The organism is Streptomyces changchenzhani (assembly GCF_039766235.1).
Lineage (GTDB): Bacteria > Actinomycetota > Actinomycetes > Streptomycetales > Streptomycetaceae > Streptomyces.
In genome coordinates this window covers 69,084-89,027 of the sequence record NZ_JBDHNH010000009.1, presented here as the reverse complement: position 1 = coordinate 89,027, position 19,944 = coordinate 69,084, and the positions used below count along the sequence as shown (strand labels likewise).

The window sequence follows — 19,944 nt, the reverse complement described above, 5'->3', positions numbered from 1 at the left end:
GGAATGACCAGCTCAGAGGCAAAGCTTGTCGAAGCGCTGCGGGCTTCACTGATCGAGAACGAGCAGCTGGAGAACGAGAACAAGAAGATCCGCGACAGCTTCACTGAACCGATCGCGATCGTGGGCATGGCGTGCCGGTTCCCCGGTGGGGTGTCGTCACCTGAAGAGTTGTGGGAGTTGGTCGCCGAAGGTCGTTCCGCGGTCGGCGCATTCCCCACCGACCGGGGCTGGGATCTTGAGAACCTGTACGACCCGGAACTCGATCGGGCCGGCACGACTTATGTACGGGAAGGCGGGTTCCTGCACGACGTGGGCGAGTTCGACGCCGGTTTCTTCGGCATCTCACAAAGCGAGACGCTGGTCATGGACCCGCAGCAGCGTCTGATGCTGGAGACGTCGTGGGAGGCGATCGAACGGGCGGGCATAGACCCGGCTACTCTGCGTGGCAAGAACGTCGGCGTGTTCGCCGGCGTGGGCGGGCACGATTACGCCACCGGTTTCCACAGCGTCCCCGACGAGCTCGAGGGCTACCTGATGACCGGCGGCTTGGCGAGCGTCCTGTCGGGACGGGTTTCCTACACTCTCGGGTTCGAGGGGCCCGCAGTCACGATCGACACGGCCTGCTCGTCGTCCCTGGTAGCCCTGCACATGGCAGTGCAGTCCCTGCGTTCGGGAGAGTCGTCGTTGGCGCTGGCCGGGGGCTCCAGCGTGATGTGCACTCCTGCTGGCTTGGTGTTGGCCTCGCGTATGCGGAGTCTTGCGACGGACGGCCGGTGCAAGGCGTTTGCGGCATCCGCAGATGGAACGAACTCTTCCGAGGGCGTGGGCGTCCTGCTGTTGGAGCGGGTTTCCGATGCCATCCGTGACGGACATGAGATTCTCGGCGTCGTACGGGCCACTGCGGTGAACCAGGATGGCGCGTCCAACGGACTCACCGCGCCGAACGGGCCCTCGCAGCAGCGGGTGATCCGCCAGGCACTCGCTACCGCTGGTTTGTCGTCCGCCGATGTCGACATCGTCGAGGCGCACGGCACCGGAACCCCCCTGGGCGACCCGATCGAGGCACAGGCCCTGCTCGCCACCTATGGTCAGAGCCGTGACCCCGGACTGCCGCTGTGGCTCGGTTCAGTGAAGTCGAACCTTGGACACGCGGGCCATGCGGCTGGCGTCGCTGGTGTGATCAAGATGGTGATGGCCATGCGGCATGGTGTGCTGCCGCAGACTTTGCACGTGGACGAGCCCACGCCTCAGGTCGACTGGTCTGCTGGAGCGGTTGAGTTGCTAACCGAGGCGCACGAGTGGCCCGAGATCGGCCGTCCTCGTCGTGCGGGGGTCTCCGGCTTCGGCGTCAGCGGCACCAACGCGCACGTCATCCTGGAGCAGGCGCCCGAGCAGACATCCGTGAACCCGTCCGACGAGAAGGCGCGGGTGCTGGGCGACTCGGTTGTGCCACTGGTCCTCTCGGCCCGTGGCGAGGCGGGTCTCGCCGGCCAGGCCCGGCGCCTTAGTTCGTTCCTGAGGCAACGTCAAGAGCTGGACCCGCTTGAAGTCGGCCGGTCGCTGGTGCAGAGCCGGGGTCTTCTCCCCGACCGTGCGATCGTGCTCGCCGAGGACCGGGAAGAGGCGCTGACCGCATTGGACGCCGTGGCCAACGGCGAGTCGGCGACCGGTGTCGTCAAGGGAACGGCCGAGAGCGTAGTAGGCCGGACTGTCTTCGTGTTCCCCGGCCAGGGCGCACAGTGGGCGGGCATGGGAAGGGAACTGCTTGAGTCGTCGCCCGTGTTCGCAACCAGCATGGCCGAGTGCGCCGAGGCGCTTGACCCGCTGACCGGCTGGTCGTTGCTCGATGTGGTGCGGCAGGTGGAGGGCGCCCGGTCCCTTGAAGACATCGACGTCGTGCAGCCGGTGTCGTGGGCGCTGATGCTGTCGCTTGCCGCGCTGTGGGAAGCGTGCGGGGTCGTCCCGGATGCGGTCGTGGGTCATTCCCAGGGCGAGATCGCCGCTGCCTGCTTTGCCGGTGCGCTGTCCCTTCCGGACGCCGCCCGCCTCGTGGTCTACCGGGCCAAGGCCATCCGCGCCGAGTTGTCGGGACGCGGAGGCATGGCGTCCCTCGTTGCCGGTGTCAAGGCCGCCTCCGTGCTGGTCGAGGAGTTTCCGGGCCTGGAGATCGCCGCAGTCAACGGCCCCTCCTCAGTGGTCGTGACCGGTGAACTGCCCGCCCTGGAAGAGCTGCTCGCCCGGTGCAAGGCCGAGGGCATCCACGCCCGCATGATTCACAGGGCCAACGCCGCCGGACACTCCTCACAGATCGATGTGCTGCGCGACTCTTTCCTTGAGGCACTTACAGCGGTCTCCGGCGGGCCTTCGCGCGTGCCGCTGTACTCCACGGTGACCGGGCGACTCCAGGACACCACGGAGCTGGACGCCGAGTACTGGTATCGCAACCTGCGGCAGACCGTGCAGTTCGACCCGGCCATTCGGTCCCTGGCCGGTGATGGACATGGAGTGTTCATCGAGGTCAGCTCGCACCCTGTGCTGGCGTCGAGCGTCCAGGACGTGCTGGAGGAGCTCGAGGCACCCGCTGTCGTCACCGGGTCGCTGCACCGCGACGAGGGCGGCCCACGCAGGTTCCTTGCCTCGCTGGCCCACCTGCACACCCACGGCGTTCAGGTCTCCTGGGGGGCCGTCCTCGGCCGCGGTACGGAGCGGCCCGTAGATCTGCCCACGTACGCCTTTCAGCGCCAGCGCTACTGGTTGGCTCCGGCAGACTCCGGTGGGGACGCACCAGGCCTCGGTCTCGAGGCGGCGGACCATCCCCTGCTTGGCGCGGTCACCGAAATCCCCGGCTCGGACGGCGTGTTGTTCACTTCCCGGCTGTCGCTGCGCACGCACCCCTGGCTCGCCGATCACGCGGCCGCCGGGGTCGTCCTCCTGCCCGGAGCAGCCTTCGTGGAACTCGCGGTCCGCGCCGGCGACGAGATCGGGTGCAGCCTGGTCGGCGAACTGGTGATCGAGCGCCCCCTACTGCTGCCCGAGAGCGGCGGTGTCCAGGTACGGGCTCTGTCCCGTAATCGGTGGTAACGAAGAGTGACGGTTGTCGTTGGCATGGTGTGCGCGATGTCAATGAGCTTGTGGCGGTGGTGTTTTCAGGGTTGTCGGCCCTGGTCATCGAGGGGGTGACGGGCGAGGCTGAGTTCATCCGGGTGTCGGCGCGGACCCGGGACGATCCGGTGCCGTGCCCCGCGTGCGGGACGCGAACAGCACGGGTGCACGGGTTTCATGGGCGGGTGCTCGCGGACGTTCCGGTGGACGGACGGCGGATCGTCGTTTCGGTGCGGGTCCGCCGCCTGGTGTGCCCGGTTCTCGGCTGCCCGCGGCAGACGTTCCGCGAGCAGGTTCCCGGCGTCGTGGAGCGCTACCAGCGCCGCACCAACCGCCTGACCAACCAACTGAACTCGGTGGTCAAGGAGTTAGCGGGCCGGGCGGGCGCCCGCCTGTGCCGCGTTCTGGCCTGCGCGATCTCCCGCTCGACCGCCCTGCGCATGCTCATGTGCCAGGTGGTGACGCCGCTGCGTGTCCCGCGCGTGCTCGGCGTCGACGACTTCGCACTCAAACGCCGGCACCGCTACGCCACCGTGATCATCGACGCCGAGACCGGCGAGCGGATCGACGTCCTGCCCGACCGTACCGCCCAGACCCTGACCGCGTGGCTGCGCGCGCATCCCGGGGCCGAGTACGTCTGCCGCGACGGCTCCGCCACCTACGCCGAAGCGATCCGTCAAGCCCTCCCCGAAGCGGTACAGGTCAGCGACAGATGGCACCTCTGGTCCAACCTGTGCGGCAAGGTCCTGGCCGAAGTCCGCTCCCACGCCGCCTGCTGGGCCACCGCTGTGAACCCCACCCGCCCCGGGGGCGTGCGCGAGCAGACCACCCGCGAGCGCTGGCAGCGGGTCCACCATTTGCTCGACCAGGGCGTCGGCCTCCTCGAATGCGCCCGCCGCCTCGATGTCGCCCTGAACACCGTCAAGCGGTACGCCCGCATGAAGGAGCCCACCGGCGACCGCCGCGCACCCCGCTACAAGCCCACACTCGTCGACCCCTACCGCGACCACCTGCGCCGACGCCGAAGCGACGACCCGGCTGTGCCCGTCACTCACCTCCTGCGCGAGATCAAGGAGCGGGGCTACACCGGCAGCGCCAACCTCCTGGTCCGTTACATCACTCAAGGCCGCGCCGAGGGCGACAAGCCAGTCACCACCCCGCAGCGTTTCGCCCGCCTCCTGCTCACCCGCCCCGAGAACCTGCGCGACAAGGACACCGCACTACTGCGGGAACTGACCAAGGCCTGCCCCGAGATGAGCGAACTCGCCCGCCTCACCGGCGAGTTCGCTCAGCTACTGGCACCTGCGGAAGGCAACGACACCAAGCTCACCAACTGGATCGCCACGCTTCGCGCCGCCGGCCTGCCCCACCTGCACTCCTTCGCGAACGGCCTCGAACTCGACCGTGCCGCCGTCGATGCCGGCCTCACCCGCCCGTACCACAACGGCCGCACCGAGGGCGTCAACACGCGAACCAAGCGGATCATGAGACAGATGCACGGCCGAGCCGGGTTCCCCCTGCTCCGCCACCGCATCCTCCTCCAATGATCACCACACAGCGTTACCACCGATTACGGGACAGAGCCCAGGTACGTGTGTGGGTGGGTGAGCCCGACGAATCTTGCCACCGCACCGTCCAGATTCACTCCCGCTGGGAGGAAGCCGGTCCACGTGGGAGCTGGACCCGTCATGTCTCCGGACGCCTGGTGCCGGAGGAGGGTGGGGCCGATTTCGACCTCACCCAGTGGCCGCCGCCCGGCGCCACCGCCGTCGACCCGGACGTACTCGCCCACGTCTACGACGGCATGGCACAGGCGGGATACGGCCACGGTCCGGCCTTTCAGGGCCTGCGCGGGGCGTGGACGCGCGGCGAGGAGGTGTTCGCCGAGGTCTCACTGCCCGAGGCAGCAGGCAAGGGCGATGACTACGGGCTGCACCCGGCCCTCCTGGACGCGGCCATGCACGCCTGTGTCTTTCGCGCCGATATGGCCGGCGAGAGCCCGAAGCTGGCTCTGCCATTTGTCTGGCGCGATGTCAGACTGCACGCCAGCGGAACCTCCACACTGCGGGTTCACCTCACACCGCTCGCCCCCGACACGATCCGCTTGCGCCTGGCCGACGCCTCCGGCGCACCTGTGGCTGCCGTCGACTCGATGGTCTTGCGACCGGTGGTCCCGGAACTGCTGCGTGTCGGCTCAGGTGCGTCCAAGGAGCAGATGTTCCGTGTGGCCTGGGAGCCCATCTCCGTCAGGAGCGTGCATGACGAGCTGAATGCCGTACCCGTGACAACTGCCGAGGACGTTCGTGCCGTGGCCGGAACGCCCCCCGGCATGTTCCTCCTCGATGTGGCCGGCAACGGACGTACGGACCTCGCCGCCGTCCGGGACCTCACCGGGCGAGTGCTGGAGGTAGTCCAGGCGTGGCTCGCAGAACCCGCCTTCCAGGACACTCCTCTCGTCGCTCTCACACAGGTCGGTGCGGCCGTCCGGGACGGGGACCCGGCTCCCGATCTGGCCGTTGCAGCGGCTGCCGGCTTGCTGCGTTCGGCACAGTCCGAGAACCCGGGCCGCATCATCCTGGTCGACACGGACGGCACGGAGGCGTCAGCCCGGCGCCTTCCCGATGTACTCGCGTCCGGGCAACCTCAGGCGGCACTTCGCAGAGGCGCGGTGGCAGTGCCGAGGCTCGTCAAGGCCGCCCCCGCCGATGCCCATGGCCGTCCACTGAACCCCGAGGGCACGGTCTTGATCACCGGCGGTACCGGTAGGCTGGGTCGCCTGGCGGCCAGGCACCTGGTGTCCAAGCACAAGATCAGAAACCTCATCCTGGTCAGCCGGAGGGGACCGGACGCACCGGGCGCGGCCGAGTTGGAAGCCGAACTCGAGGGGCTCGGGGCGCTCGTCCGAGTCGTAGCGTGCGACGTGTCCGACCGAGACTCCATGGTCGCGCTTCTGGCCTCGGTTCCCAAGGACACCCCCCTTACCGGTGTGATCCACGCAGCCGGAGCGCTGGATGACGGTGTGGTGACGTCCCTGACGCCCGAACAGCTCGACGCGGTGCTCCGTCCGAAGGCCGATGCGGCACACATTCTGGATGAACTCACGCGCGATCTCGACCTCGCGGCCTTCGTCCTGTACTCCTCTCTTTCGGGGATCTTCGGTTCGGCGGGTCAGGGCAACTACGCTGCCGCGAACTCCTACCTCGACGCGCTGGCTGTACGCCGTCATGCTTTCGGATTGCCGGCGACCTCACTGGTGTGGGGATGGTGGGGGCAGGGATCGGACGCGCTGGATCAACTCGCCGAGGTCGAGCTGAAGCGTTTCGACCGCTGGAACAGTGCCGAACTCACGGCGCAAGAGGGCATGGAGCTGTTCGACCTCGCGCTGCTTGACCGTGACGCTGTTCAGGTCCTGACGAAGTTGGAACTCGAGGCGCTATGGGACCAGGCCAACTCCGCATCCGTCCCCCCACTGCTGCGCGGCCTCATCCGCGTCAGTCGGCGGCCTGCCCGTGATGGGGCGACCGGGGCCGACACGCTGGCAGATCGGCTGGCCGAGGCGTCCCCGGACCAGCGAGGAAAGATCTTGGTCGACCTGGTCCAGCGCGAGGTCGCCACGATTCTCGGCTACGTGTCTGCGGACGAAATCGGACCGGACCTTTCCTTCTTCGATATCGGTTTCGACTCTCTGACCGCCATCGAACTCAGGAACCGGCTGTCGGCGCTCACCGGCGTCCGCGTCCCGGCCACCTTCGCCTTCGAGTACCCCACCGCGGAACTGGCCGCCGAGGAGCTGCTGGAACGCCTCGAATCCCGCGTGGGCTCGCCGGAATTTGATGGCACGTCAGGCCGAGGCGACTCCGGCACGTGATCTCAACTTCCCCTAGTGACGTGCGGACGACGGAACCAGCCCACCGTGAACCCGACCGGTGCGCAGCACGGCCAGCGCACCGGTCACCGACCTACCCCCTCCGCCACTCGCCGACGATGAACACCCAAGGAGATAAAGCATGTTCGACAAGGACAAGTATCTGGAGTACCTCGGCTTCTCGGGAACGCCCGACGCAAGCCTGGCGACCCTGCGGAAGATCCATCGCGAGCACCAGATGCGGATCCCTTACGACAGTGGTTACGCCCTGGACCTGAATAGCAGTGGTGACGCCCTCGGCCTGGCCCAGGCGTCTTTCGACCTCGACCCGGCCTTCGAGACGATCGTGCTCAGCGGCCGGGGCGGCATCTGCGTCGAATTGAACTTCATGTTCCATCGGCTCCTCGTCGAGTTGGGCTTCGACGTGCAGGTGCTGGCCGCAGCCACCCTCCTGCCGGGGGGAGTGTGGGGCCCTGACATCGAGCACATGGTCATGCGCGTCACCATCGACGGCGAGGACTGGCTCGCCGACGCCGGGCACGCGGGCATCTCCATCGTGGAGCCGCTGCCGTTCTCCGGAGAGACCGTGGTCCAGGACGGCATCGAGTTCCGGTTGGCCCGTCGGGAGGAGCACTACTTCCTCGAGTACAAGACCCGCGCCAAGGACTGGCGCGACAGTTACCGCTTCCTGCCGGTGACGCGTACCACCGCGGACTGGGCCCGCTGGCGCGACGCCCTGCCGCTGGAGGAGATGGTGACGCACCCGCGGCGCCGCCGACGGGTCATCGACAACGGGCAGGTCACGCTCACCGCGAACCTCTTCCTATCCGTTGAGGACGGCGTGGAGCGGCTTCGTCTCATCCGGGACGAGAACGAGCTCGAAAAGATCGTCAGCACCTACTGGAGCTGAGCGGACGAACCACCACGACCGCTTGAGGAAAGGCCGGAGATGCTCGGGAAAGCTTCAGCTGAAGTGGCCGCCCCGGCGTATCACCGGCTTCCACAGGACAGAGTGAGGCGGAGTGAGAGAACAGATACCGGTCCACATCGGCGAACGTTCCTACGATGTGCTGATCGGCCCTGGGGTGCGTTCCATGCTGGCCGAAGTGATCCAGGGCCTCGGCGCCCGGCGGGTCGCCGTCGTGTCGGCCCGGCCCGCGGAATGGGTGCCTGACACGGGAGTGGAGACCGTGCTGCTGCCCGCCCGGGACGGTGAGCCGGACAAGACCCTCGCCACCGTCGAGGCCCTGTGTGCGGAATTCGTACGCTTCGGCCTCACACGCAACGACGCGGTCGTCTCCTGCGGGGGCGGAACCACCACCGACGTCGTCGGCCTGGCCGCCGCCCTGTACCACCGGGGCGTGCCAGTGGTACATCTGCCGACCACGCTGCTGGCCCAAGTCGACGCGAGTGTCGGCGGCAAGACGGCGGTCAACCTGCCCTCTGGTAAGAACCTGGTGGGCGCCTACTGGCAGCCCGCCGCCGTACTGTGCGACACCGACTACCTGTCCACCCTGCCCCGGCGTGAGATGCTCAACGGCCTGGGTGAGATCGCCCGCTGCCACTTCATCGGTGCCGGTGACCTGCGCGGGCTCGGCCTCGCGGAGCGCATCGCGGCCAGTGTGAGGCTGAAGGCCGGCGTCGTCTCGGCCGACGAGCGGGACACCGGCCTGCGACACATCCTCAACTACGGCCACACCCTGGGCCACGCCCTGGAGCTGGCCGGCGGCTTTGCGCTCCGGCACGGCGAGGCCGTCGCGATCGGCACGATCTTCGCGGGCCTGCTCGCCGGGGCCCTGGACCGGATCGGTCCCGGGCGGGTGGCGGAGCACCGGGAGGTCGTCGAGTTCTACGGCCTGCCCACCGCGCTGCCCGAGGGGATCGAGACGGCCGAGCTGATCCGCCTGATGCGCCGGGACAAGAAGGCGCTCACGGGCCTCGCCTTCGTCCTCGACGGGCCCAGGGGAGCGGAGCTGGTCCAAGACGTGTCCGAACAGGTCGTCACCGAGGTCCTGGAGCGCATGCCACGGCAGCCACTCGGGCAACTCATCGAGCCGGCAGGCTCCCACGGAACGGGAGCCCCGCCGGCATGACGCGCACATCAGAGGCTGCGCACGGCGAGGTCCGGGGCAGGAACACGCGGGAGCCGAGGCTCGCGGACCGCCTCGCCGCGGCCCTGGACAGACCTGCGGCGCAGCAGCCCGAGTGGCCGGACCCGGCCCAGGCCCGGACAGTGGTGGAACTGCTGCGCACCGCGCCCCCGATCGTGGCCGAGTCCGAGACGGCACAGCTCTCCGAGCAGCTCGCGGCGGTCGCCCGCGGCCAGGCATTCCTGCTGCAGAGCGGGGACTGCGCGGAAACCTTCGCCGAGACCACCGAATCGCACCTGCGAGCCAACCTCGGTCTCCTGAAGCGTATGTCGCTGATCCTTGCCGACGCCGCCGGGCTGCCGGTGGTTCCCCTCGCCCGTATGGCCGGACAGTACGCGAAGCCGCGCTCACAGTCCGTCGACGCGGACGGCTTGCCGGTCTACCGGGGTGACGTGGTCAACTCCGCCGAACGCACCCTTGCCGCACGCACTTGTGACCCGGACAGGATGCTGCGCGCCCACGGGCACGCGGCTCGCGCGATGACGCTCGCCCGCCGGGCGTACGCACAGGAGCCGGCGAACCCGCACACCGGCCTCCCCTCGTACCTGCAAGGCACCCCCGGCGGCGGCCCCTTCGTCCGCACCGCCGAAGAGATCGGCCGCGATCAGGGCCCGAGTAGCGAACAGATCTATGTGGGCCACGAGATGCTCTTGCTCGACTACGAATGCGCCCCGCTCCACACCGCCGGGTTCACCACGGGTCCGGAACCACTGCTCGTCAGCCCACTCGCACACTTCCTCTGGATCGGCGAGCGCACGCGAGGCCTCGGCGACGCGCACCTCGCCGTCGCCGAACTGCTCGCCAACCCCATCGGGGTGAAAATCGGCCCGAGCACAACCCCGGAAGAAGCCGTTGAGTACGTCCGCAGGCTCGACCCCTATGCCACGCCCGGGCGGCTGACGCTGATCAGCAGGATGGGCCACTCCCAGGTCCGCGAGGTGCTGCCGCCGATCGTGGAGAAGGTTACCTCCACCGGCCACCAGGTGGTATGGCAGTGCGACCCGATGCACGGCAACTCCCGCACGACGCCGGATGGCCGCAAGACCCGCCACTTCGACGACATCGTCGCGGAGATCAACGGCTTCTTCGACGTCCACCGCTCCCTCGGCACTCACCCCGGCGGCCTCCACTTGGAGGCGACCGGCGAGGACGTCACCGAGTGCCTGGGCGGCGCCCGCGGCCTCGGTGAGGCTGACCTGTCGGCCCGCTACCGTACCGCCTGCGACCCTCGCCTGAATGAGGAACAGTCTATGGAACTGGCTTTCACCGTCGCCGATTTGCTCGCAGAGGCCATCCGGCCGGCTGCCCAGCAGGTCACCTCTGCCGGCCCCTGGAGCCCGCGATGACCAACACCGCCACCCCGCCGCAGGCCCCGATCAGCGGCACCACCCGCTTGTACGCGGTGATCGGCGACCCGGTCGAGCAGGTCCAGTCCCCCGGCCTGCTCAACCCGCTCTTCGCCGAACAGGGCGTCGACGCGGTGCTGGTGCCGGTACAGGTCCACCCTGGCGATCTGGAACGGGTCATACACGGCCTGCAGCGGATCGGTAACCTCGACGGCATCTTCGTCACCGTCCCGCACAAGGCGCACGCCGCCCAGCTCGCCGACCGGCAAAGCCATACCGTCAAGATCGCCGGAACGGCCAACGTGCTGCGCCGCGAGGCCGACGGCAGTTGGCTCGCCGAGAACTTCGACGGTTCCGGTTTCGTGACCGGCCTCGTCCGCGCCGGGCATGAGATACGAGGCAAGCGGGTCGCGCTCGCCGGGGCCGGCGGGGCGGGCAGCGCCATCGCGTCCGCGTTGCTGACGGCCGGCGCGGACCGGATCGCCGTGACCGACCCGGACCAGTCCAAACTGGACACGCTTGTCGGCCGACTCGCCACGTACTGGCCCGGCCGAATCCACGCCGTCGCCGAACTGCCCCTGCATGACAGCGACCTCGCGGTCAACGCGACCCCGCTCGGACTGCGATCCGGCGACCCACTGCCGTTCTCGCCCGAAGCCCTCCCGCCCGCAGCGGTGGTGGGCGACATCATCATGAAGCCCCACGAGACGCCCCTGCTGCGGCAGGCCGCCGCCCTCGGCCACCACGTCCACCACGGCATCCACATGCTGAACGGTCAAGTGGAGTCCTACTGCGAATTCTTCGGCCTGAGAGCACCCAGGATCGGCTGACGCACCGGCTGACGCGCACCCGCCACGATCCCACGTCCAGCCGACCCACACCCCGACAGACGGCTACCAGACCGGGGGATGTGGGGTGGTGAGCGCGGTGCCTACCGTGAAAGTCGCACTCTTGGGTCTGATCCTCGAGGTGGAACCTGCGGTCGGCCGCGTGCCCCGCCCACTTTATGCCGTCCGTCGGCCATCAGCCGAGAAATGTCCGAAGTGGAGATTTGGAGATACATGAACGCGCGACCGGCACCAGAGTTTCCCTCCTGGCCGCAGTACGACGACGGCGAGCGCACCGGCCTGATCCGGGCCCTGGAGCAAGGTCAGTGGTGGCGCATGGGCGGGTCGGAGGTGGACTCCTTCGAGCGTGAGTTCGCCGACTTCCATGGTGCCCCGCATGCTCTGGCCGTCACCAACGGCACCCATGCCCTGGAGCTGGCGCTGCAGTGTCTGGGTGTCGGTCCGGGCACGGAGGTCATCGTGCCGGCCTTCACGTTCATCTCCTCGTCCCAGGCCGCTCAGCGGCTCGGCGCGGTCGCCGTCCCCGTCGACGTCGATCTCCACACGTACAACATCGACGTGGCTGCCGCGGCGTCCGCTGTCACCCCTCGCACCAGGGTGATCATGCCCGTGCACATGGCGGGGCTCATCGCTGACATGGACGCGCTCGACAAGCTTTCCGCGGACACCGGCGTGCCCCTGCTGCAGGACGCTGCCCACGCGCACGGTGCCCGCTGGCAGGGCAAGCGGGTGGGAGAGTTGGGTTCGGTCGCCACGTTCAGCTTCCAGAACGGCAAGCTGATGACCTCCGGCGAGGGTGGTGCACTGCTTTTCCCCGACGAGGAGACGTACGAGGCCGCCTTCCTGCGGCACAGCTGTGGCCGGCCGCGCACCGACCGCCGCTACATGCACCAGACTGCCGGCACCAACATGCGGCTCAACGAATTTTCTGCGTCCGTGCTCCGCGCCCAGCTGAGCCGCCTCGACGCCCAGCTCACGCTGCGCGATCAGCGCTGGACACTGCTGTCCCGGCTGCTCGGCGAGATCGACGGCGTTGTACCCCAGGGGGGCGATGCGCGCGCCGACCGGAACTCTCACTACATGGCCATGTTCCGGATCCCCGGCATCTCCGAGGAGGGCCGCAACACCCTCGTCGACACGCTCGTCGGGGCCGGGCTGCCTGCCTTCGCCGCCTTCCGGGCGATCTACCGCACCGACGCGTTCTGGGAGACGGCCGCGCCCGACACCACCGTCGACAGGCTCGCCGCAAGCTGCCCGAACACGGAGGCGATCAGCACCGACTGCATCTGGCTGCACCACCGGGTGCTGCTCGCCTCCGAGGAAGCCCTCCACACCACGGCCGAGATCATCGCCGACGCGGTGGCCGCACGATGAAGGTCCGCGCTGCCGTCGTCGGGCTCGGCTGGGCAGGCCGCGAGCTGTGGCTCAGACTGCTGAGCGAGCACAAGGACTTCGAGGTGGTCGCCGCCGTCGACCCCGACCCGGCCTCCCGGGCAGCCGCCGTAGCGATGGGCCTGCCCGCCCACACCACCATCGACGCCCTCGCCTCCCGCACGGTCGACATCGCCTTCGTCGCGGTACCCAACCATCTGCACGCCGAGGTAGCGGCCGCCCTGCTCCGCCGCGGGATCTCCGTCTTCCTGGAGAAGCCGGTCTGCCTGACCACCGCCGAGGCCGACGCCCTCACCGCGGCCGAACAGAACGGCGGGATACTGCTCGCCGGCAGCGCCGCCGCCCACCGCAGCGATGTCCAAGAGCTTGCCGGGCTGCTGCCCCAGGTTGGCCGGATCCGCCATGTCACCCTGGCCTGGGTCAGGGCGCGCGGCGTGCCACAGCCCGGCGGCTGGTTCACCCAGCGCAGCAAGTCCGGTGGCGGTGTACTCGTCGACCTCGGCTGGCACCTGCTCGATGTCCTCACCTACCTCCTCGGCCCCGCCCCCGTCACCCAAGTGATCGGTTCGGTCTCCGACGACTTCGTCAGCAGCAGTGCCTGGTCCGCTACCTGGCGCGAGGACCAGCCCACCGACGTCCCGGCCGGCAACGTCGAGGACACCGCCCGAGGCTTCCTGCTCCGCGAGGACGGCATCTCGGTCTCGCTACAAGCCAGCTGGGCTTCGCACGAGGCGCTGGACGCCTCCGTCATCACCATCGAGGGCAGCAATGGAACGGCACGGCTGCACTGCACCTTCGGCTTCAGTCCCAACCGGGCCCCCGAACGGGTGCTGACCCTCACCCGGGAAGGCATCACACAGCAGATCCCGCTGCCCGCCGAGCCGATCGGCACCGAGTACGGACGCCAGCTCGACGGCCTCGCCGGGCTCCTGGCCGACCCAGGCCGACGCGGCGTGGCCGTCGCCCAGGCCCGTAACACCGTCCAGCTGGTCGAAAGCTTCTACGCATCGGCCCGCGCCGCTCGACCTGCGGACCACGCGCCCCAATTCAGCCCCCACAAGGAGGTGTGGACCGCATGACCACAGGGTCAGAACACCACGCGGCAACGACCTCCGAACAGCACTTCCCAGTCTCCAGACAAGCAGTCATCTTCGATCTCGACGGAGTCGTCGTCGACAGCTTCGCGGTGATGGGCGAGGCCTTCTCCCTCGCCTACGCCGAGGTCGTCGGCCGAGGCGAGGCGCCCTTCGAGGAGTACCAGCGCCATCAGGGCCGCTACTTTCCCGACATCATGCGGATCATGGGCCTTCCGCTGGAGATGGAGGAGCCCTTCGTCCGTGAGAGCTACCGGCTCGCCCCCCACGTTCAGGTGTACGACGGTGTTGTCGATGTGCTGAGGATGCTGAACGAGCGCGGCCTCCGGCTAGCCATCGCCACCGGCAAGGCAGGCGAGCGCGCCCGGTCCCTGCTCGACGTCCTCGGCCTGCTTCCGTACTTCGCCCACGTCATCGGCTCCGACGAGGTGCCCCGGCCCAAGCCCGCCCCCGACATCGTCAGACGCGCGCTCGAACTCCTCGACGTTCCCGCAGACCGGGCCATCATGATCGGCGACGCCCCCACCGACCTGGCCAGCGCCCAAGGCGCCGACGTCACCGCCGCAGCCGCACTGTGGGGCTGCCACGACGAGATCGGACTGCTCGCCGCCGACCCTGACATCGTCCTGCAACGGCCCGCCGACCTGCTCGCCCTCTGCCCGGCCGTCCCCGGCCACTGAGACGGAATGACAGCCTCACCGCCGTCGTGGCATCTGGGCATCGACATAGGGGGCACAAAGGTCGCCCTGCGCGCCGAGTCAGCGGACGGCCCTACCGAGGAGCACACGTTCTCCTGGCCGCACCACGAAGACGGACCGGACAGCGACCTTGCCCTGCTGTCGGACGGCATCACCACCCTGGCGGCCCGCACAGGCAATGGTTTCCAGGCCGCCGGGGTCGCCGTCCCCGCCACGGTCGGCCCGGACGAGCGGGTCACCTCCTGGCCCAGCCGACCGTCATGGACCGGCCTCGCCCTGGGCCCCGCGCTACGCGCCCTCGTGCCCGGAGCGGCCGTCGTATGGGCGGACGACGGCGACGTGGCCGCCCTCGCCGAGGCCGCAGCGGCCGACTGCGCCAATCTGCTCTACGTCGGAGTCGGTACCGGCATCGGCGGCGGCCTGGTCCTGGGCGGCCGCCTGTGCCCCGGCCCGGGCCGCGGCTCCTTCGAACTGGGCCATCTGGTCGTCGAGTTGGGCGGCCCCGTGTGTGTCTGCGGCCGCCAGGGCTGCCTCCAGGCGATAGCTTCGGGGCCGGCCACTCTTGCCCGGGCCGGCGAGCTCCACGGCGAGCCGGTCACCTACGAAGAGCTGCGCGAAGCACTCCGTACCGCCCGCCCGTGGGCTACAGCCGCGATCGACGGCACCTGCCGGGCCCTGGCCACTGCCATCATGGGGGTCACCGAACTGCTCCACCCCAGCCTCGCTGTGATCGGAGGCGGATTCGCGGCAGGCATCGACAACCTGGTCGACCGCATAGCAACCCACCTGACATCCCTCTCGCGTCCAGGCCGCCCTGCCCCACCAGTCGCTCCGGCGCGCCTGGGTGGCCTTTCCTCCCTCCAGGGCGCGGTCCACCTTGCCCGAGCCGTCACCGACGGAGCCGTACCGCTGCTGTAGGTTGCCCTGCTCCCGAATCTGCGGAGGCGCCCGCGGCGTCGCAGCCGTCCACGGAGCCGAACCGACTGAACTCTGCCCCAATGGACAGCCGAGGCGCATGGGGGGCTAAAACGACATGGGGGAAAGGTGTATGAATTCATTAAAGATTCAAGGAGTCTGTGCATAAAGTGAAGGATGCGAGGAAGGCGTACTCATCCACCGCAAAGCCCCGATGGCTCACCGATGAGCAGCAACGCATCTGGCGCTCCTATGTCCACGCGACCACGCTCCTCGAGGACCACATGTGCCGCCAACTGCAGCGTACTGTGAATATGCCTCATAGCTATTACATGCTCCTGGTGAACCTCGCAGAGTCCCCTCACCAGCGGCTGCAGATGACGGAGCTGGCGATGCGCGCGAAGATCACCCGGCCCCGGCTCTCGCACGCCGTCGCACGTTTGGAGAAGGACGGCTTGGTACGGCGCGAGGAAGCTCCCTCCGGCAAGCGCGGCACGTTCACGGTGCTCACAGAGGAGGGCCTGGAGGCCCTCAGGCGGGCCGCTCCGGGCTATGCGACAGTCGTGCAGCATGCCCTGTTCGACCGGCTCACCCCCCAGCAGCAGGAGTCCCTCGGCGTGATCATGCAGATCGTCACCGATGGACTCCAGACGGACAAAGCGGGTGCCGACCTTCCCTGGCTACGCTAGAAGTGCTGCGCGGGTGTGTGAACTTGACGGCTGTTCTTGGTTGTTGAGTTATCGCTGGTCGGTGGGGGTCAGGCGGCCAGCGAAGGCGATCTGGAAGGCGTTCAGGGGTGCCTTCCGGCGCATCGTCCTGCGGCGCCGGCCCCTGCCCGTTGGGTCCAGGCTCATCAGCGCCATGTAGACGCACTTCAACCCGGCGGCCTCGCTGGGAGCGGTGTAGACGGGCTTGAGATCCTTGGCGACCTTGTCCCAGTCCTGGCGGGCACAGCCACTAGGGCTTCCTCTGGATGAGACCGGCCACGCCATCAGGAACGTCCGTTCCTTCTCCGCCTACTCGAATCCACCGAGACGGAGGGCGTCCCTTATCTCGCTGAGCTTCGCGGTCGTGGCCGGGGTCCGCTCCTTCGTCTGTCCACCGAGGCGGAGGGCGTCCTCAATCTCGCTGAGCTTCGCGGGGGGCAGGGCGCCTGCCCGCTCGATCAGGTCGTCCCGGGACACGGTGGTCAGCCACGTGCAGGGAGTAAAGCCCGGACGCGGGAACGCGAACCGCAGCACGCCTTCAAAGGGCAGTCCTTCCATGGCGCCTACTGCCACTTCGACGCCCAGGCCGCTCATGTCGACGCCCGCCGGAGCGACGATCTGCATCACCCGGATTCCGGACGCGTCGTCTCCCGACAGCAGTACGACCAGCCGCCGCTCGTCGAACTCGACCCACCAGACTTCGCCACGTTGCACATGTCCTCCTGACACAGGACGGCAGACGGTCGCCGCACGACCCTGACACGCTGTGGAGACGGGTGCGGCCGCCGTTGATCATCGGTGTGTGAAGACAAACGATCACGCGGTGGCGGCAGGTCACAGTGTACCCCTGCCCGCTGGCAGGAGGCGTTTGAGGGCCTGATGAGCCGGATCGCAGGCCGGTTCACGCGGGTCGAACCCCGGCGTCGCGTCCGGCAGTTGGTACTCGGCTTGCTGTCGGACGTGCCGCGCAACAACTGATGGGTTCTGGATGTCGACGAGACCGGCGACGTGAGGAAGGGCGCCGGCACGGGGCGTGCGGCGCCAGTACACCGGCACTGCGGGGGCTTGTCCGTGAATAACTGTCAGAGTTGACCTGCGAGATGGTCGTCAGTGAGACGCTCCTCTGGACCACACTGTCGCTGCGAAGCTTGGCCCGGGCCCTGTCCGCGCAGGGGCACCTCGTCGGCGCCACGACCGTCGGACGTCTGCTGCACGCGATGGGATATAGCCTGCAGGGCACGGCCAAAACCACTCAAGGCGTACGCCATCCGGACCGCGATGCCCAGTTCGCCCACATAAACGCCACCGCCACCGCCTTCCTTGACGACGGTCAGCCGGTGATCAGCGTCGACACCAAGGCCAAGGAGTGGATCGGCAACCGCGACCAGCCCGGCCGTGTCTGGCGCCCCGGCAAGGACCCGATCAAGGTGGACTGTCACTCCCACCCACTCCCACCTCTTCGATGACGACCAACCGGCGGCCCTTCCCTATGGGGTGTACGACCTGGCCAGCTACACCGGCTGGGTCAACGTCGGGACCGGCCATGACACCGCCGAGTTTGCCACCGAATCCATCCGCCGCTGGTGGCGCCGCCGCGGGAGAGTGGACCACTCCGGCGCGGACCGGCTACTGATCACCGCGGACGCCGCCGGCTCGAACAACCCTCGCTACTGGACCGCCATCACTCCGATGCCGTGAGGCGCCGGCGCCTTGGGGTCCGGCGCGTCACGCGCCTCTGCTCCCGGCGCTGCCTGGGCGGCCGACAACTCCGCGAGCACTTGCGCGACGGTCTCCCGCGTGGTCTCCAACCGGCGACAGATCCGCCCGGGCCATCTCCAGCCGGCCTGCCAACTCCGCAGCTTCGGCCACGGTGGGAGTACGACGGCACCGCTCACACGTCAATCAGCGTCTTCCCAGCTCAGCTGCCCCTCGAAAGGATGCGCGCCCTTCGGCATCCGACTCCATGACCGGCTCAACGCACCTCGATCGGGTGAGTCACGAACCACTACCCCCCTGATGGTGCGTCAGTCAAATAGACTCGAAACCCAGGCGCTGACCAGCACAAACGGAGACACGCGACTGGAGTGCCAGGCGGACCCGCAGGTCGTCCACCAGCGCCGCCGCTGCCCCCAGGCCTGAGGCCACCCCATACACGTGGTAGTCCGGACGGATCAATACCGCGTCGGCCCCGTGGCGAGCCAGGAAAGTGCGGTAGACGCCGCCCACGTCGGCCACCGACATGTTCTGCGGCGTCCCGTCCTCGGGGAGCAGCGTCACCACGTGCGTGCCCAGATCCGTGAGGAATGCCGACTGCTCCGCGTTGAGGTCGGCGTCCGCGCCCTCTGCCAGCATCAGAACGAAGCCGCGGCCGACCACATCGTCGAAAAGGCCAGTGCCTCTAAGGCCGCGTATCTGGCACTGGGGGACCACCTCGCCCGCCGGGGATATGGGCGACCCGTCCACTCTCCGGTGAAGGAGCCCCTCTGTGAGGGGCAACGCCGGGTCCGGGACCGCCGGACCGCGGCCGCGGCGGCCCGCCAGGATCGTGGAATCGCGCTCGGCCGCAGCCACGGGGTCCGTCACGCAGATCACCCGGCCCAGCTGGACCGAGGACAGAATCGACTTGTGTACCTGCGCGCGGCGTTCCTCTGTGTAGGTGTCGAGAAGCGACTCCGGGGCGAGGCCGCCCATTACCAGGTCCAGCTTCCACACCAGGTTGACGACGTCGCGGATGCCCGAGCACATGCCCTGCCCGGCGAACGGCGGCATCAGATGGGCCGCGTCCCCGGCCAGCAGTACCCGACCGACCCGCCACTGCTCGGCCCAGCGGGACTGGAAGATGTACGTGGTGCTGCGCAGCAGCGTCGCCGTGTCGGGGGTCACCCCGTAGGGAGCGAGAAGCCGCCAGGCAGTTTCCTCCCGGTTCAGGTCCGCGGCACGCTCGCCGGGCAGCCGCATGAACTCCCAGCGCCGATGCCCCGGACCGCTGCCGACCAGGGTGGTAGGCCTGGCAGGGTCACAGATCTGGACGTTGGTGGGGACGAACTCGCCCGACTCGTGCAGCTGCACATCGCACAGCAGCCACTCGTAGGAAAAGCCGAGATCGGTGACCGGCACATCCAGATGGTCCCGGACGAAGCTGTTGGCACCGTCACAGCCCACCACCCACCTCGCGGTGTACGTCTGGGCTGCGCCGTCCTCGTCCTCGGCCGTCACCACGACCCGGTCGTCTTGCTCCTCGATTCCCACCACCTGGCGGCCCTGTACCACAGTCACTCCGGGCAGCCCGGCTGCCCGCGAGGCTAGCAGTTCCTCGAGGGCGGGCTGGTGCATGGTACTGGCGTCAGGCCACCCGTACGGGCCTTCTGTGCGAAAGACGATGTCGAGGAGGACCTCACCGTCGGCGGAATGCCACTGGTAACCGGTGGCGGGCTCAGTGATCCGGCCGAGGCTCGAGCCCGTCCCGCAGCCGGCGAGCAGCCGTGCCGTCTCGCCGTCGAAGCTGGTCGCCCTGGGCAGGGTGTAGGGGCGTCGGCGCCGTTCCAGGACGATGGTCTGTCGGCCGCGCTGTGCCAGCAGGATCCCGAGAGTGGCCCCGACTGGGCCATTGCCGACGACAATCACGTCCACATCTGTCTCGGGGCTCGCGCTGGCGGGCTGCTTGTGCGGTGACGTCTCGGGCACGAAAAACCCCTCGTCGCAGGGTGGCTGGCGCAGGCACAACTGCCGAAATCGGAACGGCGCAAGACTAACAATCCGTACCGGCGTTCGGGCCGCTCGAGGGCTTGGGACTATCAGATCTGGGGATACGCGGTTCCACCTGCACG

At 68.6% G+C, this 19,944-nt stretch carries 13 protein-coding genes and 4 pseudogenes; 14 read left to right on the top strand and 3 right to left on the bottom strand.

The genetic code is table 11. The annotated features are described in order from the left end of the window. Positions 1–18 precede the first annotated feature (18 nt). From ABCR94_RS26710 to ABCR94_RS26655, 12 genes and pseudogenes are all read left to right on the top strand, one after another. Positions 19–3,057 (top strand): annotated as a pseudogene (locus ABCR94_RS26710) (type I polyketide synthase); the annotation flags it as partial. 53 nt (positions 3,058–3,110) lie between these two features. Then, a complete protein-coding gene (locus tag ABCR94_RS26705; RefSeq protein WP_521975949.1) occupies positions 3,111–4,649 on the top strand; it encodes an ISL3 family transposase in 1,539 nt (512 codons plus the stop codon). After that, positions 4,646–6,970 carry a type I polyketide synthase gene (locus ABCR94_RS26700; RefSeq protein WP_347122584.1) on the top strand — a complete coding sequence of 775 codons (2,325 nt, stop codon included), beginning with the start codon at positions 4,646–4,648 and terminating at the stop codon, positions 6,968–6,970. The genes ABCR94_RS26705 and ABCR94_RS26700 overlap by 4 nt, the downstream gene beginning before the upstream one ends. Before the next feature lie 139 nt (positions 6,971–7,109). After that, the gene (locus tag ABCR94_RS26695) at positions 7,110–7,877 is read left to right on the top strand and encodes an arylamine N-acetyltransferase family protein (RefSeq protein ID WP_347122583.1); all 768 of its coding nucleotides are present in this window, start codon (positions 7,110–7,112) and stop codon (positions 7,875–7,877) included. Positions 7,878–7,989: 112 nt separating this feature from the next. Further along, positions 7,990–9,060 carry a 3-dehydroquinate synthase family protein gene (locus ABCR94_RS26690; RefSeq protein ID WP_347122582.1) on the top strand — a complete coding sequence of 357 codons (1,071 nt, stop codon included), beginning with the start codon at positions 7,990–7,992 and terminating at the stop codon, positions 9,058–9,060. After that, positions 9,057–10,463, top strand: a complete 1,407-nt coding sequence (locus tag ABCR94_RS26685; RefSeq protein ID WP_347122581.1) for a 3-deoxy-7-phosphoheptulonate synthase — start codon at positions 9,057–9,059, stop codon at positions 10,461–10,463. Before ABCR94_RS26690 ends, ABCR94_RS26685 begins: the two co-directional genes overlap by 4 nt. Then, positions 10,460–11,293 carry a shikimate dehydrogenase family protein gene (locus ABCR94_RS26680; protein ID WP_347122580.1) on the top strand — a complete coding sequence of 278 codons (834 nt, stop codon included), beginning with the start codon at positions 10,460–10,462 and terminating at the stop codon, positions 11,291–11,293. Before ABCR94_RS26685 ends, ABCR94_RS26680 begins: the two co-directional genes overlap by 4 nt. Before the next feature lie 231 nt (positions 11,294–11,524). Continuing rightward, on the top strand, positions 11,525–12,685 hold the full coding sequence (gene rifK / locus ABCR94_RS26675) for a 3-amino-5-hydroxybenzoate synthase (protein WP_347122579.1): 1,161 nt from the start codon (positions 11,525–11,527) through the stop codon (positions 12,683–12,685). Continuing rightward, positions 12,682–13,782 carry a Gfo/Idh/MocA family protein gene (locus ABCR94_RS26670; RefSeq protein ID WP_347122578.1) on the top strand — a complete coding sequence of 367 codons (1,101 nt, stop codon included), beginning with the start codon at positions 12,682–12,684 and terminating at the stop codon, positions 13,780–13,782. The genes rifK and ABCR94_RS26670 overlap by 4 nt, the downstream gene beginning before the upstream one ends. After that, entirely contained in the window at positions 13,779–14,477 is a 699-nt protein-coding gene (locus tag ABCR94_RS26665) for an HAD-IA family hydrolase (RefSeq protein ID WP_347122577.1), read from the top strand. The genes ABCR94_RS26670 and ABCR94_RS26665 overlap by 4 nt, the downstream gene beginning before the upstream one ends. 6 nt (positions 14,478–14,483) lie before the next feature. Further along, positions 14,484–15,413 carry an ROK family protein gene (locus ABCR94_RS26660; RefSeq protein ID WP_347122576.1) on the top strand — a complete coding sequence of 310 codons (930 nt, stop codon included), beginning with the start codon at positions 14,484–14,486 and terminating at the stop codon, positions 15,411–15,413. Positions 15,414–15,580: 167 nt separating this feature from the next. After that, positions 15,581–16,099, top strand: a complete 519-nt coding sequence (locus ABCR94_RS26655; RefSeq protein ID WP_347122575.1) for a MarR family winged helix-turn-helix transcriptional regulator — start codon at positions 15,581–15,583, stop codon at positions 16,097–16,099. Positions 16,100–16,147: 48 nt separating this feature from the next. Here ABCR94_RS26655 and ABCR94_RS26650 read toward each other — a convergent pair. Together ABCR94_RS26650 and ABCR94_RS26645 are read right to left on the bottom strand one after the other, a co-directional pair. Continuing rightward, positions 16,148–16,381 (bottom strand): annotated as a pseudogene (locus tag ABCR94_RS26650) (hypothetical protein); the annotation flags it as partial. 45 nt (positions 16,382–16,426) lie between these two features. Then, positions 16,427–16,831: a type II toxin-antitoxin system PemK/MazF family toxin gene (locus tag ABCR94_RS26645; RefSeq protein WP_347122574.1), complete on the bottom strand. Its 405-nt coding sequence runs from the start codon at positions 16,829–16,831 to the stop codon at positions 16,427–16,429. Positions 16,832–16,996: 165 nt separating this feature from the next. On the opposite strand from ABCR94_RS26645, the pseudogene ABCR94_RS26640 reads away from it, so the two are divergent. After that, positions 16,997–17,180 (top strand): annotated as a pseudogene (locus tag ABCR94_RS26640) (IS701 family transposase); the annotation flags it as partial. A gap of 55 nt (positions 17,181–17,235) precedes the next feature. Then, a pseudogene (locus ABCR94_RS26635) lies at positions 17,236–17,794 on the top strand (ISAzo13 family transposase); the annotation flags it as partial. Positions 17,795–18,145: 351 nt separating this feature from the next. Here the strand turns inward: ABCR94_RS26635 and mhpA are convergent. Next, positions 18,146–19,801, bottom strand: a complete 1,656-nt coding sequence (gene mhpA / locus ABCR94_RS26630; RefSeq protein WP_347122573.1) for a bifunctional 3-(3-hydroxy-phenyl)propionate/3-hydroxycinnamic acid hydroxylase MhpA — start codon at positions 19,799–19,801, stop codon at positions 18,146–18,148. Positions 19,802–19,944: the final 143 nt, after the last annotated feature.

What these genes read in the sequence shown, in the direction of transcription:
- ABCR94_RS26700 (WP_347122584.1), top strand. Translation starts at nt 4,646, where the DNA reads ATGATCACCACACAGCGTTACCACCGATTACGGGACAGAGCCCAGGTA.
- ABCR94_RS26695 (WP_347122583.1), top strand. Translation starts at nt 7,110, where the DNA reads ATGTTCGACAAGGACAAGTATCTGGAGTACCTCGGCTTCTCGGGAACG.
- ABCR94_RS26685 (WP_347122581.1), top strand. Translation starts at nt 9,057, where the DNA reads ATGACGCGCACATCAGAGGCTGCGCACGGCGAGGTCCGGGGCAGGAAC.
- ABCR94_RS26680 (WP_347122580.1), top strand. Translation starts at nt 10,460, where the DNA reads ATGACCAACACCGCCACCCCGCCGCAGGCCCCGATCAGCGGCACCACC.
- rifK (WP_347122579.1), top strand. Translation starts at nt 11,525, where the DNA reads ATGAACGCGCGACCGGCACCAGAGTTTCCCTCCTGGCCGCAGTACGAC.
- ABCR94_RS26670 (WP_347122578.1), top strand. Translation starts at nt 12,682, where the DNA reads ATGAAGGTCCGCGCTGCCGTCGTCGGGCTCGGCTGGGCAGGCCGCGAG.
- ABCR94_RS26665 (WP_347122577.1), top strand. Translation starts at nt 13,779, where the DNA reads ATGACCACAGGGTCAGAACACCACGCGGCAACGACCTCCGAACAGCAC.
- ABCR94_RS26660 (WP_347122576.1), top strand. Translation starts at nt 14,484, where the DNA reads ATGACAGCCTCACCGCCGTCGTGGCATCTGGGCATCGACATAGGGGGC.